General features: G+C 64.7%; 12 protein-coding genes and 1 tRNA gene. 6 read left to right on the plus strand and 7 right to left on the minus strand.

Going from position 1 to position 16,210, the window contains the following annotated elements; translation table 11 throughout:
• Positions 1-105 precede the first annotated feature (105 nt).
• Complete coding sequence (gene hrpA / locus BLR29_RS02025; protein WP_369804548.1) at positions 106-4,428, minus strand: ATP-dependent RNA helicase HrpA; 4,323 nt, start codon at positions 4,426-4,428, stop codon at positions 106-108.
• A 23-nt stretch (positions 4,429-4,451) separates the two neighbouring features.
• Here hrpA and argA point away from each other — a divergent pair, with 23 nt between their 5' ends.
• Together argA and BLR29_RS02035 are read left to right on the plus strand one after the other, a co-directional pair.
• Entirely contained in the window at positions 4,452-5,915 is a 1,464-nt protein-coding gene (argA, locus tag BLR29_RS02030; protein WP_092134239.1) for an amino-acid N-acetyltransferase, read from the plus strand.
• Between the two features lie 70 nt (positions 5,916-5,985).
• Complete coding sequence (locus BLR29_RS02035; RefSeq protein ID WP_092134241.1) at positions 5,986-6,258, plus strand: oxidative damage protection protein; 273 nt, start codon at positions 5,986-5,988, stop codon at positions 6,256-6,258.
• Between the two features lie 104 nt (positions 6,259-6,362).
• On the opposite strand, the gene rpiA is transcribed toward BLR29_RS02035, so the two are convergent.
• Positions 6,363-7,049 (minus strand): ribose-5-phosphate isomerase RpiA, encoded by a 687-nt coding sequence (gene rpiA / locus BLR29_RS02040; protein WP_092134242.1) that lies wholly within the window; start codon positions 7,047-7,049, stop codon positions 6,363-6,365.
• Between the two features lie 139 nt (positions 7,050-7,188).
• On the opposite strand from rpiA, the gene tal reads away from it, so the two are divergent.
• Positions 7,189-8,145, plus strand: a complete 957-nt coding sequence (gene tal, locus BLR29_RS02045; RefSeq protein WP_092134244.1) for a transaldolase — start codon at positions 7,189-7,191, stop codon at positions 8,143-8,145.
• 20 nt (positions 8,146-8,165) lie between these two features.
• Here tal and BLR29_RS02050 read toward each other — a convergent pair whose 3' ends face one another.
• The 3 genes from BLR29_RS02050 to rnr form a co-directional block, all read right to left on the minus strand.
• Entirely contained in the window at positions 8,166-8,951 is a 786-nt protein-coding gene (locus BLR29_RS02050) for an SIR2 family NAD-dependent protein deacylase (RefSeq protein WP_092134245.1), read from the minus strand.
• 2 nt (positions 8,952-8,953) lie between these two features.
• Positions 8,954-9,697, minus strand: coding sequence for a 23S rRNA (guanosine(2251)-2'-O)-methyltransferase RlmB (rlmB, locus tag BLR29_RS02055; RefSeq protein WP_092134247.1), 744 nt, complete (start codon positions 9,695-9,697; stop codon positions 8,954-8,956).
• A 95-nt stretch (positions 9,698-9,792) separates the two neighbouring features.
• Positions 9,793-12,417, minus strand: coding sequence for a ribonuclease R (rnr, locus tag BLR29_RS02060; protein WP_092134248.1), 2,625 nt, complete (start codon positions 12,415-12,417; stop codon positions 9,793-9,795).
• Positions 12,418-12,486: 69 nt separating this feature from the next.
• On the opposite strand from rnr, the gene BLR29_RS02065 reads away from it, so the two are divergent.
• The 3 genes from BLR29_RS02065 to BLR29_RS02075 all read left to right on the plus strand — a co-directional run bounded on the left by BLR29_RS02065 (position 12,487) and on the right by BLR29_RS02075 (position 14,062).
• Positions 12,487-12,573: transfer RNA gene (locus BLR29_RS02065), tRNA-Leu, on the plus strand.
• A 372-nt stretch (positions 12,574-12,945) separates the two neighbouring features.
• The gene (locus BLR29_RS02070) at positions 12,946-13,380 is read left to right on the plus strand and encodes an Rrf2 family transcriptional regulator (RefSeq protein WP_092134250.1); all 435 of its coding nucleotides are present in this window, start codon (positions 12,946-12,948) and stop codon (positions 13,378-13,380) included.
• 70 nt (positions 13,381-13,450) lie between these two features.
• On the plus strand, positions 13,451-14,062 hold the full coding sequence (locus tag BLR29_RS02075) for an NAD(P)-dependent oxidoreductase (protein ID WP_092134251.1): 612 nt from the start codon (positions 13,451-13,453) through the stop codon (positions 14,060-14,062).
• A gap of 58 nt (positions 14,063-14,120) precedes the next feature.
• On the opposite strand, the gene BLR29_RS02080 is transcribed toward BLR29_RS02075, so the two are convergent.
• Both BLR29_RS02080 and BLR29_RS02085 read right to left on the minus strand, forming a co-directional pair.
• On the minus strand, positions 14,121-14,690 hold the full coding sequence (locus tag BLR29_RS02080; RefSeq protein ID WP_092135382.1) for a phosphoribosyltransferase: 570 nt from the start codon (positions 14,688-14,690) through the stop codon (positions 14,121-14,123).
• A 140-nt stretch (positions 14,691-14,830) separates the two neighbouring features.
• Positions 14,831-16,186 (minus strand): adenylosuccinate synthase, encoded by a 1,356-nt coding sequence (locus BLR29_RS02085; protein ID WP_092134253.1) that lies wholly within the window; start codon positions 16,184-16,186, stop codon positions 14,831-14,833.
• Between the last annotated feature and the right edge of the window lie 24 nt (positions 16,187-16,210).

Below are 16,210 nucleotides of genomic sequence, written 5' to 3' on the forward strand. Positions count from 1 at the left end.
CCGATTCGATGACGCCGCAGCAGAAACTTAAGCGGCGCTCACATTTAGTTTCAAATCGTCGTATCCGCCACGAAAGTCCGCGCCGCAACGATCGGCAGCGGCGCCCTACCGCTGCATCGATTCCCAGACCTTCTGGAGCCGCTTGACGGACATCGGCACCGGCGTACGCAACTCCTGGGCAAACAACGCCACACGCAACTCCTCGAGCATCCAGCGGAATTCGTCCAGGCGGGCATCCTCCGCGCCGCGACCCTGCGTGCGCAACTGCTTTTCCGCGCGCTGCCATTGCTGGACCAGTGGCGCCATTTCCTGGATCCGCTGGCTGTCGCGCCCCGGGTCTCCCTTGAGCTTGTCCACGCGCATCGCGATGCCCTTCAGGTAACGCGGGTAGTGGACAAGCTGGGTGTACGGCGTGTCGATGACAAACGACTTGCTCATCAGCCGGGCCAGTTGCCCTTCCATGTCCTGATAGGCCGATCCAAACGGCTTGGCCTGCAGCAGCTTGCGCGGCAGGCTGGCAAACTCGGCCAGGATCGTGCCGACCAGCCGGGCGATTTCCTGCGCGAGCAGCGACAACCGCGCGCGGCCCTCGTCCTTGCGGGCATTGAATTCCGCCTCGTTGCGCGGCAGCGGGGCCTGCAGGCAGGCGCGTTCCAGCGCCATCATGACGATCTGGTTGCGCAACTCCTCCTGCGTGCCGAGCGTCATGTACTGCATCGCCATCTGCTGCAGATTCGGAACGTTCTTCTCGATGAACTTCACCTGGTCGCGCAGCTGCAGCGCAAACAGCCGCCGCAGGCCCGCATGGTGCACGCGCACAGCCTCCTGAGGATCGTCGAAGACCTCCACGTCGCAGTGATCGCCATGATCGACCAGCGCGGGGTAGCCAAACAGCGTCTGGCTGCCCTTGCGGATCTCCAGCAGTTCCGGCAGCTCACCAAACGACCATGACGTGAGATTTTCGTACTGGCCGGCCTCGGCCGCCGGCACATCGCGGGCGGCGATACTCTGGAACGACTGCTGGGCCTGCCCACCGAACTCCGCGCGCAATTGCGCCAGGTTACGGCCCATGTCCAGCTGGCGTCCGTGCTCGTCGACCACCTTGAAGTTCATGGAATGGTGTGCGGGCAATGTCTCCAGCTTGAAATCGGCCCGCTTGATCATCGTCCCGGTCTGCTCGCGGATATCGGCGATGAGCACATCCACGAGCTCGCCCTCGCCGAATGGCTGGCGATCGACAAACCCGGCGGCGTACTCCGGCAGCGGCACGCAATGGCGGCGCAGCTTCTGCGGCAGCGACTTCAGCAGCAGATGCACCTTTTCCTTGATCATCCCCGGCACGAGCCATTCCGTGCGCTCCGGCCGGACCTGATTGAGCGCGTAGAGCGGCACCGTCAGCGTGACGCCGTCCCGATGGCTGCCCGGCTCGAAGTGGTACGACATGCCCATGTCCACGCCGGCAACCGGCAGGATCTTCGGGAACAGGTCGGTCGTGATGCCGGCGGCCTCGTGCCGCATCAACTCGTCACGATTCAGATACAGCAGCTTGCGGTCCTGGGCGGACGCCGCCTCGTACCACGTTTCGAAGGCCACCTGGTTGTGGATCTCGGCCGGAACGGCGCGATCGTAGAACGCGTAGATCAGCGCGTCATCCACCAGCACGTCCTGCCGGCGCGACTTGTGCTCGAGGTTCTCGATTTCACGCACCAGCCGCTGGTTGTGCGCGTAGAACGGCAGGCGGGTGTCGAACTCGCCCTCCACCAGTGCGCTACGAATAAAGATCTCGCGCGCCTCGGCGGGGTTCATCGGACCGTAGTGCACGCGGCGATGCTGGTAGACCAGCAGCCCGTACAGCGTGGCGCGTTCCAGCGCCAGCACCTGCCCGGCCTTCTTTTCCCAGTGCGGTTCGCTCCAGCTGATCTTCAGCAGGTGGCGCCCCACCTGCTCCAGCCATTCCGGCTCGATCCGGGCCAGCGTCCGGGCGAACAACCGGCTGGTTTCGATCAGTTCGGCGGCAATGATCCAGCGGCCCACCTTACGCGCGATCAGCGATCCCGGCCACAAGTGGAACTTGATGCCGCGCGCGCCCAGGTATTCGCGGCCCTTGCCGTCGGCTTCATCCAGCTTGCAGCCGACGTTGCCGAGCAAGCCCGTCAGCAGCGCCTTGTGCACCTGTTCGTAGGTCGGCTCCGACTCGTTCAGGCGCCATCCCTGCTCGGTCACCGTGGTCAGCAGTTGCGAATGCACATCGCGCCATTCGCGCAACCGCACATGCGACAGGAAGTTGGCCCGGCACTGGTCCTGCAGTTGACGATTGGTCTTCTTGTGCGCGACGGCTTCCTCGAACCACTTCCACAGCTTGACCCAGCCGAGGAACTCGGACTTCTCGTCCATGAACTTCCGGTGGGCCTGGTCGGCAGCTTCCTGCGCCTCCTGCGGACGGTCGCGCGGATCCTGCACGGACAGCGCACTGGCGATGATCAGCACCTCGCGCAGGCACTGCTGCTCGCGCGCGGCCAGGATCATCCGGGCGACGCGCGGGTCCAGCGGCAGCTTGGCGAGCTGGCGGCCGATGCCGGTCAACTGGTTCGCATCGTCCACCGCGCCCAGTTCCTGCAACAGCTGATAACCGTCGGCGATGGCGCGGCCCAGCGGCGGCTCGATGAACGGGAACGATTCGATATCGGTCAGCCGCAGCGCCTTCATCCGCAGGATGACGGCCGCCAGCGACGAACGCAGGATTTCCGGGTCGGTGAAACGCACCCGACCGACAAAATCGGATTCTTCATATAGACGGACGCAAACGCCGTCGGCCACCCGGCCGCACCGGCCTGCGCGCTGGTTGGCGGCCGCCTGCGAGATCGATTCGATCTGCAGTTGCTCCACCTTGTTGCGGTATGAGTAGCGCTTGACCCGCGCCAGGCCTGTATCGACCACATAGCGGATACCCGGCACCGTCAGCGAGGTCTCGGCCACGTTGGTCGCCAGCACGATCCGGCGCGCGTTGGATGGCTTGAAAACGCGTTCCTGCTCCTGCACGGACAGCCGCGCGAACAGCGGGAGAATCTCCGTGTGCGGCGGATGGTGCTTGCGCAACGCCTCGGCGGCCTCGCGGATCTCGCGTTCGCCGGGCAGGAAGACCAGCACATCGCCCGGCCCCAGGCGGCAGAGTTCGTCGACCGCATCGACAATGCCGTCGAACAGATCGCGCTCCCTGGCCTGCGCCGACTTCGGCGCGCCGTCGGCCGGGGCATCGGATTGGATCGGGCGATAGCGGATCTCGACGGGATACAGGCGGCCGCTGACCTCGATCACGGGCGCAGGCTTGCCGTCCTGCGCGAAATGCTCGGCAAAGCGCTGAGCGTCGATGGTCGCGGAGGTGATGATCACCTTCAGGTCCGGCCGCTTCGGCAGGATCTGGCGCAGGTAGCCAATCAGGAAGTCGATGTTCAGGCTGCGTTCGTGCGCCTCATCGATGATGATCGTGTCGTAGGCGCGCAGCAGCGGATCGTTTTGCGTCTCGGCCAGCAAGATGCCGTCGGTCATCAGCTTGACCGAGGCCCCGGGCGACATCGTGTCGTTGAATCGCACCTGATAGCCGACGTGCTCGCCGAGCGGCGTGCCGAGCTCCTGGGCAATCCGTTTGGCCGTGGAGGTGGCCGCGATCCGCCGCGGCTGGGTGTGGCCGATCAGGCCGCCGCCCTCCTTGCCCTCCCGTGCGGGACCGCGTCCGATCGACAGCGCTATCTTGGGCAACTGCGTGGTCTTGCCGGACCCGGTCTCGCCGGAAACGATCACCACCTGGTTGGCCAGCATCGCTGCGGCGATCTCGTCGCGGCGCGCGGAAACCGGCAACGCTTCCGGAAACGTGATCTCGGGCAGCGGATTCGCCAGGCGAGGCGGACGCAGCTCGCGCGGCGGACGCGCCTCCCGTGGCGGACGCGGCTCACGCGCTTCGCGTGGCTGGTCCGCCTGATTCGGCTGACCCGATTGATTTGGCTGACCCGATTGATTTGGCTGACCCGGCCTGATCGGCCGGTTCGGCTGGCTTGCCTTGCCCGACGACCCCGCCTGGGCAGGCCGCCCGCCGGCTTGCGGGTTGCGCGGCGATCCGGGCGATCCGGGCGAGCCGGGTGACGCGGGCGATCGGGCGGGACGCTGGGCGGGGCGCTGCGGCCGGCCCTCCTGCGGCGTTTGGGTTGCCGGCGGCTTTGCCGGCAGCCTTACAGGCTGCTTTACAGGCTGCTTTACAGGCTGGTTTGCGGGCTGATTCGCAGGCTGGTTCGCCGATTTGGCCGGCGCTTGCGCAGGGCGTGCAGGCCGTGCGTTGACGCCCGGCTGGCGCGGGGCGGCATTCGACGGAGCCGGGGAAGACTGAGCCTGGGCAGGCTGGACCGGAGAGGGCTTGACGGGGCGTTGTGCTGACATTGGCCGGGATTATAATCCGCGGGATGAACGCCCGAACCGACACACCGCCGCAAGCCTCCGAGCCTGCCGCCGCCGCCGTCGCGGAGTCCGCCGAACCGCGACCCGCGCCCCTTTCCATTTCTGCCGCCCCGGCCGCGCCAACGTTGCCGGCCGCCTCGGAGCTTGCCGAGAACAGCGGCCCGGACCAGCAGCAGTTTGTCGACTGGCTGCGCGCCGTCGCCCCCTATATCCACGCGTTCCGCGGCAAGACCTTCGTAATTGCCTTTAGTGGCGAACTGGTCAAGGCCGGCGTCCTCAACGCGCTGGTTAATGACGTGGCGCTACTGCACGCGATGGGGATGCAAATCGTGCTGGTATTCGGCTCCCGCCCGCAGGTGGAGGAGCAACTGGCGCTGCGACACGTGGAATCGCAATACGCGGACGGCGTGCGGATCACTGACAATGCCGCGCTCGAGTGCGCCAAGGAAGCGGCCGGTGAACTGCGCCTCGATATCGAGGCCGCGTTCAGCCAGGGCTTGCCGAATACGCCGATGGCCGGCGCGCAACTGTCCGTCGTCTCCGGCAACTTCATCACGGCGCGCCCGGTGGGCATTGTCAACGGCGTGGATTACCAGCACACCGGCCTGGTGCGCAAGCTCGACGGCGAATCGATGCGCATGTCGCTGTCGCACGGCAAGGTGGTGCTGCTGTCGCCGCTGGGCTTCTCGCCGACGGGCCAGGCATTCAACCTCTCCATGGAAGATGTGGCCAGCGCCACCGCCAGTGCGCTGAAGGCCGACAAGCTGATTTTCATCACCGAAGTGCCCGGCGTGCCCGACCCGGTGGGCAAGCTGATGAAGGAGATGTCGCTGCGCACCGCCGTGGAGCGCCTCCAGAACAACCACCTGCCGCCGGATGTCGCCTATTACCTTGAGCACCTGGTCAAGGCGCTCAGGGGCGGTGTGCCGCGCGCTCACCTGATTCCCTACTCGCTCGACGGCTCCGTGCTGCTGGAGCTGTTCCTGCACGACGGGGTGGGCACGATGTTGTCCGACACCGATCTGGAAAGCCTGCGTGAAGCCACGCTCGACGACGTCGGCGGCATCCTCCAGCTGATTGCGCCGCTGGAGGCCGATGGCACGCTGGTTCCGCGCGGTCGCCACCTCATCGAGCGCGATATTGGCAATTTCTCGGTGATCGAGCACGACGGCGTGCTGTTCGGTTGTGCGGCGTTGTATGAATTCCCCCGCGAGAACATGGGCGAAATGGCGTGCCTGACCGTATCGCAGGAAGCCCAGGGCACCGGCGACGGCGAGCGGCTGCTCAAGCGCATCGAGCGCCGGGCCCGGGCCCTGGGCCTGGAGCGCCTCTTTGTGCTCACCACGCGCACGGAGCACTGGTTCCTCAAGCGTGGCTTTGTGCACGCCACCGTGGATGACCTGCCGGAAGACAAGCGCAAGCTGTACAACTGGCAGCGCAAGTCCATGGTGCTGATGAAGAAACTGTAAAGGTTGCAGGGGCAAGTCCGGCCCAGCCCGGGCTTGGCTACAATAGCGCCACACGAACAAGGAGTCCCTCATGGCCCGCATGGTCCATTGCATCAAGCTGAACAAGGAAGCCGAAGGTCTCGACTTCCCACCGCTGCCGGGCGAACTCGGCAAGAAGATCTGGCAAAGCGTGTCGAAGGAAGCCTGGGCTGGCTGGCTCAAGCACCAGACCATGCTGATCAACGAGAACCGCCTGAACATGGCCGACACCCGCGCGCGCCAGTACCTGCTCAAGCAGACCGAGAAGTATTTCTTCGGTGAAGGCGCCGATGCCGCCGCCGGCTACGTGCCGCCGTCCGCCTGATTCAGGCTGGAACCAAGCAAAAAGGGGTGCCGCTGGCACCCCTTTTTGCTTGGTCTCGTACCTGAACTCGTACTTGGGCTCGTCCTGGACGGCCCCGGTCCGGATCAGTAATCCGTGCGCTGTACGCCCTTTTCGGTGCCCAGCAGCAACACATCCGCGCCGCGCAGTGCAAACAGGCCCACGGTCACCACGCCGGGCAGCTGGTTGATGCGCTGCTCCAGTTCCTTCGGATGCTGGATGCGCAGCCCGGACACGTCCAGGATCACATTGCCGTTGTCGGTCTTGTAGATACCGCCTTCCTTGGTCATCCGGAGCTTGGGCTGGCCACCGAGGGCGGCGAGCTTGCGGGCCACCGCCGCACGTGCCATCGGAATCACCTCGACCGGCAGCGGGAATGCACCCAGCGACGGGACGAGCTTGCTGCCGTCGGCGATGCAGACAAAGCGGCCAGCCACGGCGGCAACAATCTTCTCGCGCGTCAGCGCGCCGCCACCGCCCTTGATCATGGCACCCGAGTTGTCGATCTCGTCGGCGCCATCCACGTAGACGGGAATCTCGTCCACTTCATTGAGATCCAGCACCTGGAAGCCATGTTGCTGCAGACGGCGGGTGGACGCCTCGGAGCTCGATACCGCACCCACGAAGCGTTCCTTGAACGCCGCGACGGCGTCGATGAAAAGATTGGCGGTGGAGCCAGTGCCGACGCCTAGCACGGCGCCTTCGGGCACTTCCTGCCTCACGTAGTCCGCGGCAGCTTGCGCGACCAGCGCCTTGAGTTCATCCTGAGTCATGACAACAGCCAGATTGCGTTGGGGGAAACGCGTAGTGTAGCGGATTGAAGCCACGCGCCGACGTTTCCAACCGCCACGCGGCCGTTACAATGATCCATTCTTCCCACCTCCACGCTTGCAGCGCAGACGGAACCAGATCATGAACGAGCTTGAACAACTGAGGCAGTTCACCACGGTGGTGGCCGATACCGGCGACTTCCAGCTGATGCGGCAGTACACCCCGCAGGATGCGACGACCAATCCGTCGCTGATTCTCAAGGCGGTGCAGAAGCCGGAATACCGGCCCCTGCTGGAACAAGCCGTACGCGACCACCATGGTACGGCGGGGCTGGACGCCGTGATGGACCAGTTGCTGATCGCCTTCGGCTGCGAAATCCTGGCAATCGTGCCGGGCCGCGTATCGACCGAAGTCGACGCCCGCCTGTCATTCGACACGCAGGCCACCGTGGACAAGGCGCGCCACCTGATCGGCCTGTACGAGCAACGCGGCGTGGCACGCGAGCGCGTGCTGATCAAGATCGCCTCCACCTGGGAAGGCATCAAGGCGGCGGAGATCCTGCAGCGCGAAAACATCCGCTGCAACATGACCCTGCTGTTCTCGCTGGTGCAGGCCGTAGCCTGCGCAGAAGCAGGCGCGCAATTGATTTCGCCGTTCGTCGGCCGGATCCTGGATTGGTACAAGAAACAGGCCGGCGATAAATGGGACGCCGCCGCGAACGCGGGCGACAACGACCCGGGCGTACGCTCGGTGCGTCAGATCTATGACTACTACAAGAAGTTCGGCCACGCGACCGAGGTGATGGGCGCCAGCTTCCGCGGCACGGGTCAAATCCTGGCGCTGGCGGGCTGCGACCTGCTGACGATCAGCCCGGAACTGCTGGAGCAACTGGCGGCGGGCAATGCGACGGTCGAGCGCAAGCTGTCGGTCGACCAGGCCCAGGCAGGCAACGTGGCGCGCATCGCGGCGGACGAACCCGCGTTCCGCTGGCAACTCAACGAAGATGCGATGGCGACCGAGAAGCTGGCGGAAGGCATCCGCCTGTTCGCGGCGGACGCGGTCAAGCTGGAAAAGCTGGTGGGAGAGCTGGTCGCGTAATCCGCAGCCAGCGACGAGGACTACGAAGCCTGGGAAGGCTTCGTGGATCCGGAGGATGACGAGGCGGCAGGTGCCTGCGGCCATAGCAGCGGCAGGCATGCCCCCGCCGGTGCGGCAATGACCAGATCGGCGGTGGCATCCAGCGCGGACGGCTCCGTGTTGACCACGATGACTTTCGCGCCGTGCTCCTTCGCCAGGCCGGGCAGCGCCGCCGCCGGATATACCAGTCCCGACGTTCCCACGACCAGGCACAAGTCGCAGTTTTCCGCCGCATGATCGGCGCGATAACGCGCGACACGCGGCAGATCCTCGCCGAACCACACCACGCCAGGGCGCATCATCGCGCCGCACAGCGCGCAGAGCGGCGGCTCGCCGGGCACGGGCGGCACCGTGTCGCAACGACCGCAGCCATCAAGCCACTTGTTGGCGAACAGGTTGCCGTGAAGCTCGATCACGTGCTGGCTGCCCGCCAGCTGATGCAGGCCATCGATGTTCTGCGTCACCAGCGTGACCGGCTTCTGCGCGGCCAACGTCACCAGCGCATGGTGCGCCGGATTCGGCCTGGCCGCCGACACCAGCTCGCGCCGGTGCTGATACCACTGCCACACCAGCGCAGGCTGGCGGCGAAACGCGGCCTCGGTGGCCAGGTCCTCGGGATCGAAGTGCGACCAGAGGCCTGTCAGCGCATCGCGGAATGTCGGCACACCGGACTCGGCCGAGATCCCCGCGCCAGTCAGCACGAAGAGCGTGCGTGCGGCCGCGATCCATCCGCGCGCCTCGTCCACGCCGGCCGTGTCTCGCGTCATTGTCAGCGCGGCAGGCGGCGCTGGCGCACCGCTTCATACAGGCACACGCCGCTGGCCACCGATACGTTCAGGCTTTCCACGCCGCCCGCCATCGGGATACCGACCAATTCGTCGCACGTTTCGCGCGTCAGGCGGCGCATGCCCTCACCTTCCGCGCCCATGACGATTGCCATCGGGCCCTTCAGATCCACGTCGTAGAGCGTCTTTTCCGAGCCGTCGGCCGTGCCAACCACCCAGATGCCGCGTTCCTGCAACTCGCGCAGCGTGCGGGCCAGGTTGGTCACGGTGATGTAGGGAACGGTCTCGGCCGCGCCGCTGGCGACCTTGGCCACGGTGGTATTCAGCCCCACGCTGCGGTCCTTGGGTGCGATCACCGCGTGGGCGCCGGCACCATCCGCCACGCGCAGGCAAGCGCCGAGGTTGTGCGGATCGGTGACGCCGTCCAGCACCAGCAGCAGTGGCGTGCCTTCGATACCGTCGAGCAGTTCGTCGAGATTCAGCGCCAGCGCGATGTCATCGGCGCGGGCGACCACGCCCTGGTGGCGGTCCGTCCCGGCCATGCCACGCAGGCGGTCGGCGTCGACGGGATGCAGGCGCACGTTGAGACTTTCCGCCAGGCGGATGAAGTCCTGCATGCGGCGGTCACGCCGGTTGGATTCAACATAGATATCGGAAACGCTCTTCGCGTCCTGGCGAAGGCGAGCATTGACGGCATGAAAGCCGATCAGGAGTTTGTGTTTGGCCATGGCGGGATTGTACCCGCCATGGCCGCACTCAAACGGTCCTGTGACGCCGCATGGGCGCTACCGCCACCATTGGCACCATCGGCACCGCTGGCAACTCAGCGCTTGCGCGTGGCCCGGCTGCTCTTGGTGGCCGGCTTGGCCGCGTGCTTGGACGCAGTCTTGCGCGGCTTTTCGAGGTGCGCCGGCTTGGGCTTGGCGGCTCGCCTGCCCGACTTGCCCGCGGGCGTCTTCGACGCTGGCTTGCCGCCATGCGGCGCATGACCGACATGCGGCTTGAGCGGCGTGATGACAGCCTCGAATACCGGTTGCTCCTCGATCACGCGATCGAGCGTCTCGTCGAACGATTCCTCGGGCTTGGACGTACCACCGAGCAGTGCCGCGAGCTGCCGCCCCTTCTTGCGGGCCGGCACCGCGTGGGCGGCGGGCACGCGCGGCTGCGTCTCGGGCCCCGTCACGCGGGCACGCAACGTCTTGGCCGACGGTTCCTGCACCAGGCGGAAGTCGATCTTGCGCGCATCGAGGTCCACGCGCGACACCTGCACGCGCACGCGGTCGGTCAGTCGATAGCGAATGCCGGTGCGCTCGCCGCGCAACTCATTGCGCGCCTCGTCGTACTGGAAGTAATCGCTACCCAGTTCGGTGACGTGCACAAGGCCTTCCACATACAGTTCGTCCAGTTGCACGAAGATGCCGAAGGACGTGACCGCGCTGATCGTGCCGGCGAAGTCACTGCCAAGCTTGTCACGCATGAAATAGCACTTGAGCCACGCTTCCACGTCCCGCGATGCCTCGTCGGCACGACGCTCGTTGGCCGAGCAATGCAGGCCGAGTTCGTCCCAGATTGCCTCGTTGCGCTTGGCGCGGGCGGCGGTGTTCTCGGCACGCTTCTCGGCGTCCGCGGCGTTCATGCGGCGCGCCTTGGGCGAGATCGCCGTATTGAGCTCGGTGCCATGGGCGAATGCCGGCTGGTACTTGGTATGGGCCAGCACGGCCTTGATCGCGCGGTGGACCAGCAGGTCCGGGTAGCGGCGGATCGGACTCGTGAAGTGCGCGTAGGCCTCGAAGGCCAGGCCGAAGTGGCCGATGTTGTCGGGGCTGTAGACCGCCTGCTGCATCGAGCGCAGCAGCATCGTCTGCAGCATCGGCGCATCGGGGCGGGACTTGATCTTGTCCATCACCTCGGCGTAGTCCGAAGCCTGCGGCTTGTCGCCGCCGCCCAGCGAAAGACCAGCCGTCCTCAGGAATTCACGCAGGTTCTTGAGCTTTTCCTCGCTCGGGCCCGCGTGGATGCGGTAGAGCGTGGGATGCTTGAATCGTTCGAGGAAATCGGCCGCGCAGACGTTGGCCGTCAGCATGCACTCCTCGATCAGCCGGTGTGCATCGTTGCGCGTGCGCGGCAGGATCTGTTCGATCTTGCCCTGCGCGTTGCAGACGATGTAGGTCTCGGTGGTATCGAAATCGATCGCTCCGCGTTCGCGTCGCGCCTTGAGCAGGACCTGGAACAGTTCGTACAGGTTCTGCAGGTGCGGCACCAGGTCAGCGCGCTTGTGTGCCTCGGGACCCTTGGTGTTCGACAGCACCGACCAGACCTCGTTGTAGGTCAGGCGCGCCGACGAATGCATCACTGCCGGGTAGAACTGGTAGCCCTTGAGCTCGCCCTTCGCCGTGATCACGGCGTCGCACACCATGCACAGCCGATCCACTTGCGGATTCAGCGAGCACAAGCCGTTGGACAGCTTTTCCGGCAGCATCGGAATCACGCGGCGCGGGAAATAGACCGAAGTCGCCCGGTCAAGCGCATCCGCATCCAGCGGCGTTCCGGGACGCACGTAGTGCGAAACGTCGGCGATCGCCACGATCAGGCGCCAGCCCTTGGCGCGGCCGATCTTGACCGGCTCGCAATACACGGCATCATCGAAGTCGCGCGCGTCCTCCCCGTCGATCGTGACCAGGGGCACGTCGCGCAGATCGATGCGGTGATCCAGGTCGGCCTGGCGGACTTCATCGGGCAGCGCCTGCGCTTCCTTGGCCGCCGCGGGCGAGAACGCATGCGGCACGCCGTACTTGCGCACTGCGATCTCGATTTCCATGCCGGGATCGTCGATATCGCCCAGGATCTCCACCACGCGGCCCACGGGCTGCACATAGCGGTCGGGCCACTCGATGAGCTCCACGCTCACCACCTGCCCCACGCGAGCCTTGCCCTGCGCCTTGGGCGGAATGAGGATGTCCTGGCCGATGCGCTTATCCTCGGGCGCCACCACCAGCACGCCGTTCTCCGATAGCAGACGGCCGATCACATAACGGTTGGCGCGCTCGACGATCTCGACGATCTGGCCCTCGGGACGGCCACGGCGGTCGTAGCCAACGACGCGCACCTGGGCGCGGTCGTTGTGCATGGCCTTCTGCAGTTCGCGCTCGGGCAGGAAGACATCGTCCTCGCCATCGTCGCGAATCAGGAAGCCGAAGCCGTCGCGATGGCCCTGCACGCGGCCAAGCACGAAGTTCGGCTGATGGGCCAGCTCATAGCGGCCCTTGCGATTCAGTTCGATCTGGCCGTCGCGCTCCATGGCGGCGAGACGTTTCTGGAAGCCGTCGTGCTCCTTGCGCGTGACGGCCAGGGTCTTGGCGATGTCACCGGCCGACAGGGGCGACCCCGAAGTTCTCAGCACGCCGAGGATTTCTTCCCGGCTAGGGATCGGATAGTTGTTCTGATTCAATTTTTCTCGGAACTATTTGACAAACGTTTTACGGTCGCTATAATGGGCGCTTCGGTTGTTTCGACACCTGCCCAGGTGGCGGAATTGGTAGACGCACTAGGTTCAGGTCCTAGCGGTGGCAACACTGTGGAGGTTCGAGTCCTCTCCTGGGCACCAGGATTCAGCGAGAAACCCGCAACGTTTGTTGCGGGTTTTTTGTTTTCCGAAGGCATTATCTCGAATCCTCCGCGCTGACCTGTCACAACTGCCAAATCGTACACCCCTCTCCTGGATCGCCAGCAGCAGCATGACTGCGCGAACCTTTCTGTTATCTGGCTGTTCTTCCCGATTTTTCTTACCGAAGCACAACTGCAACCGACTACTGGCATTACGCCGTGGTTGAGTGTATCAGCTTCAGTGGCGATTCCGGCATTATCTCGCCAGGTTTTACCGGCCTATCGCGAGAAATGCACAACAACCTTCACTCACTTCCGCCGTTGACAGTTTAACCATCTGTAACTATTATGGTTTCACATTGAGATTTCCCGCATGACTACCAGCAGCCGGTTTGCCGTCGCCGTCCATATCCTCACCCTGCTCGCGCAAGCGGACGGCCCCGTGCCGTCGTCGATGATCGCTGGCAGCGTGGGCACCAATCCTGCGCTGATCCGTCGCCTGGTCGGGGCACTGATCGAGGCCGGCTTCGTGACCACGACGATGGGCAGCACCGGCGGCGCCATGCTGGCTCGCCCCGCAACGGATATTACGCTGCTGGAGGTGTTTCGCAGCGTGGAAACCACCGCGCTGATCACGCTACACCAGAGCGCGCCCAATCCGGCCTGCATGGTTGGTCGCGAGATTACCGGCGCGCTGCGGCACGTCGCGGATCGCGCGCAGGCAGCGATGGATGCCACGCTCGCGGAAGTCACAATTGCCGGCATGCTCGCCGACGTCGAACACGCAGCCCAGCGCCGCAAGCGCTGATTTTTTTATCCCGATATGTAACCACTCCGGTTTCATATCGATCCATGTGAATCAAAACAAAGGAACGACCATGAAGATCGCCATCATCGGCGCCACGGGTAACGTGGGCTCCCGCCTGACCGACGAAGCCTTGCGCCGCGGCCACACCGTAACCGCCCTCGCCCGCCACGCGAGTCAATTGCCGGCAAGGGATGGTCTGATCCCTCGCGACGTGGATGCGGCGGACAATAAGTCGCTGAGCGAAGCACTGGCTGGTCATGACACCGTAATCAGCACTGTGCGGTTCCTGCAGACCACGGCTGCCCAGATCGCCGGCGCCGTCAAGAGGGCCAGGGTGAAGCGTCTGCTGGTGGTGGGTGGGGCCGGCAGTCTGTATGTGGGGCCTGGCGTGCAACTGGTGGATACGCCGGGATTCCCGGCGCAGTACAAGGACGAGGCAGCTGCTGGCCGCGATTTCCTGAATGCGCTGCGCGGCGAATCGGAGCTGGAATGGACCTTCCTGTCGCCCTCCGCGCTGTTCATGCCTGGCGAGCGCACCGGCACATTCCGCGTGGGCGAGGAAAACCTGCTTTCGGACGCCGCAGGCAAAAGCTGGATTTCGATGGAAGACTACGCCATCGCCATGCTTGATGAAATTGAGAAACCGGCGCACGTGCGCCAGCGCTACACCGTCGGTTACTGATCGCGATGTGCCGAGGCGACGGCGATGCCGCCTCGGCCCTGCTGACTCTTCCGGCAGCTCAGGCGGCCGAATCGTCTTCCAGCAGGCTGGCCCGCTTGCCGCGCTTGAGCCAGGCGGTCAGGTTATGCGGACGCAGCGTGTCATATTCCTCGAACGGCTGGTGGATCCAGGGGTTCGACGGCAGGAACGTCACGTGGTAATCCGGCTCTACCTTGGAGCAGGCCTTGTACCACAGCACGGCAGAGCGAACGTCCGTCACCGCCGGATAGCGCTCCTTCAGATGGCGGCCCACGCGTTCGAGCGTGACGCCCGAATCCACCAGGTCATCCACCAGCAGGATCTTGCCCGACAGCTCGCCGCGCGTCATCGTGATGTACTGCGCGATATCGAGGTCGCCCTGCTGCGTGCCGGCGGCTTCGCGATAGGAACTCGTCGCCAGGATCGCCAGCGGCACGTCGAAAATGCGCGACATCTGGTCGCCAACGCGCAAGCCGCCCCGGGCCAGGCACAGGATCTTGTCGAACTTCCAGCCGGACTCGTGCACGTTCAGCGCGAGGCGTGCGATCAGGCGATGGTAGTCATCCCACGAGACCCACAGGTTCTCGTCGTCATTGGTAGGCAGGTTCATGATGTTTTCTTCTCTCTGGTCGGTGGCCGACAGATAAAGCATCGGCCCGCATCTCGCGGGCCGAATGGCTTTGTGAGGTCGTGGCGCTCATGACGCCACGAACATACTCAGCGGGTAAACTCGCGGCGTAATCCGCGATATCAAGCAGTTGCGCAGGCTACCTGGTACGGGTGGCGCAGCAGGATCGTCTCATCGCGATCCGGACCGGTCGAGATCATGTCGATCGGAATGCCGACCACTTCCTCGATCCGCTTCAGGTAGACACGTGCCGCTTCCGGCAGTGCATCCCAGTTCTTCACACCGAACGTCGATTCGTTCCAACCCGGGAATTCCTCGTAGACCGGCACGCAGTTGGCTACGGCATCGGAGCCACGCGGCAGGATATCCACGGTCTTGCCGTCGAGCTGGTAGCCCACGCACAGCTTGATCGTTTCCAGGCCATCCAGCACATCCAGCTTCGTCATGCACAGGCCGGACACGCCATTGATCTGCACCGAGCGCTTCAGCGCGGCGGCATCGAGCCAGCCGGTGCGGCGCGGACGACCCGTCACCGAACCGAATTCCTTGCCGACGTTGGCCAGGCGCACACCTACGGCGTCCTGACGGGACGGATTGTCGTTGTCATACAGCTCGCTCGGGAACGGACCGGCGCCCACGCGCGTGCAGTAAGCCTTGGTGATGCCGAGGATGTAGTTCAGACGACCCGGACCGACGCCGGCGCCCGCAGCGGCCGCACCGGCTACGCAGTTGCTCGACGTAACGAACGGATAGGTGCCATGGTCGACATCCAGCAGCGTGCCCTGCGCACCTTCGAACATCAGGTTGCCGCCGGCAGCGTTGACCGCGTACAGCTCGGCCGACACGTCCGCCACCATCGGCTTCAGGCGCGACGCATAGGCCAGCGTTTCGTCCAGGATCTGCTGGTAGTCCACGGCTTCGGCGCCGAGGTACTGGGTCAGCATGAAATTATGGAACTCGACATTCTCGCGCAGGCGTTCGGCGAAATGCTTCGGATCGAACAGGTCCTGCACGCGCAGCGCGCGGCGCGCCACCTTGTCTTCGTATGCCGGACCGATACCGCGACCGGTGGTGCCAATCTTGGCGGCGCCACGGCGGGCTTCACGTGCCTTGTCGATGGCAACGTGGTACGGCAGGATCAGCGTGGTGGCTTCGGAAATGCGCAGGCGGTTCTGCACCTGCAGGCCGGCGGCTTCCAGTTCCTCGATCTCGCGGAACAGCGCCTCGGGCGAGAGCACGACGCCATTGCCGATGTAGCAGACGGTGCCTTCGCGCATGATTCCCGACGGAATCAGTCGCAGAATGGTTTTCTTGCCGCCGATGATGAGGGTGTGGCCGGCGTTGTGGCCACCCTGGAACCGCACCACGCCTTTTGCATGATCGGTAAGCCAATCGACGATTTTTCCTTTGCCTTCGTCACCCCACTGGGTTCCGATCACGACGACATTGCGTCCCTGGCCTACTGCGGATGCGGACATGTTGAATTGGTCAGAAGGTTAAAA

Source organism: Cupriavidus sp. YR651, assembly GCF_900101625.1.
GTDB lineage: Bacteria > Pseudomonadota > Gammaproteobacteria > Burkholderiales > Burkholderiaceae > Cupriavidus.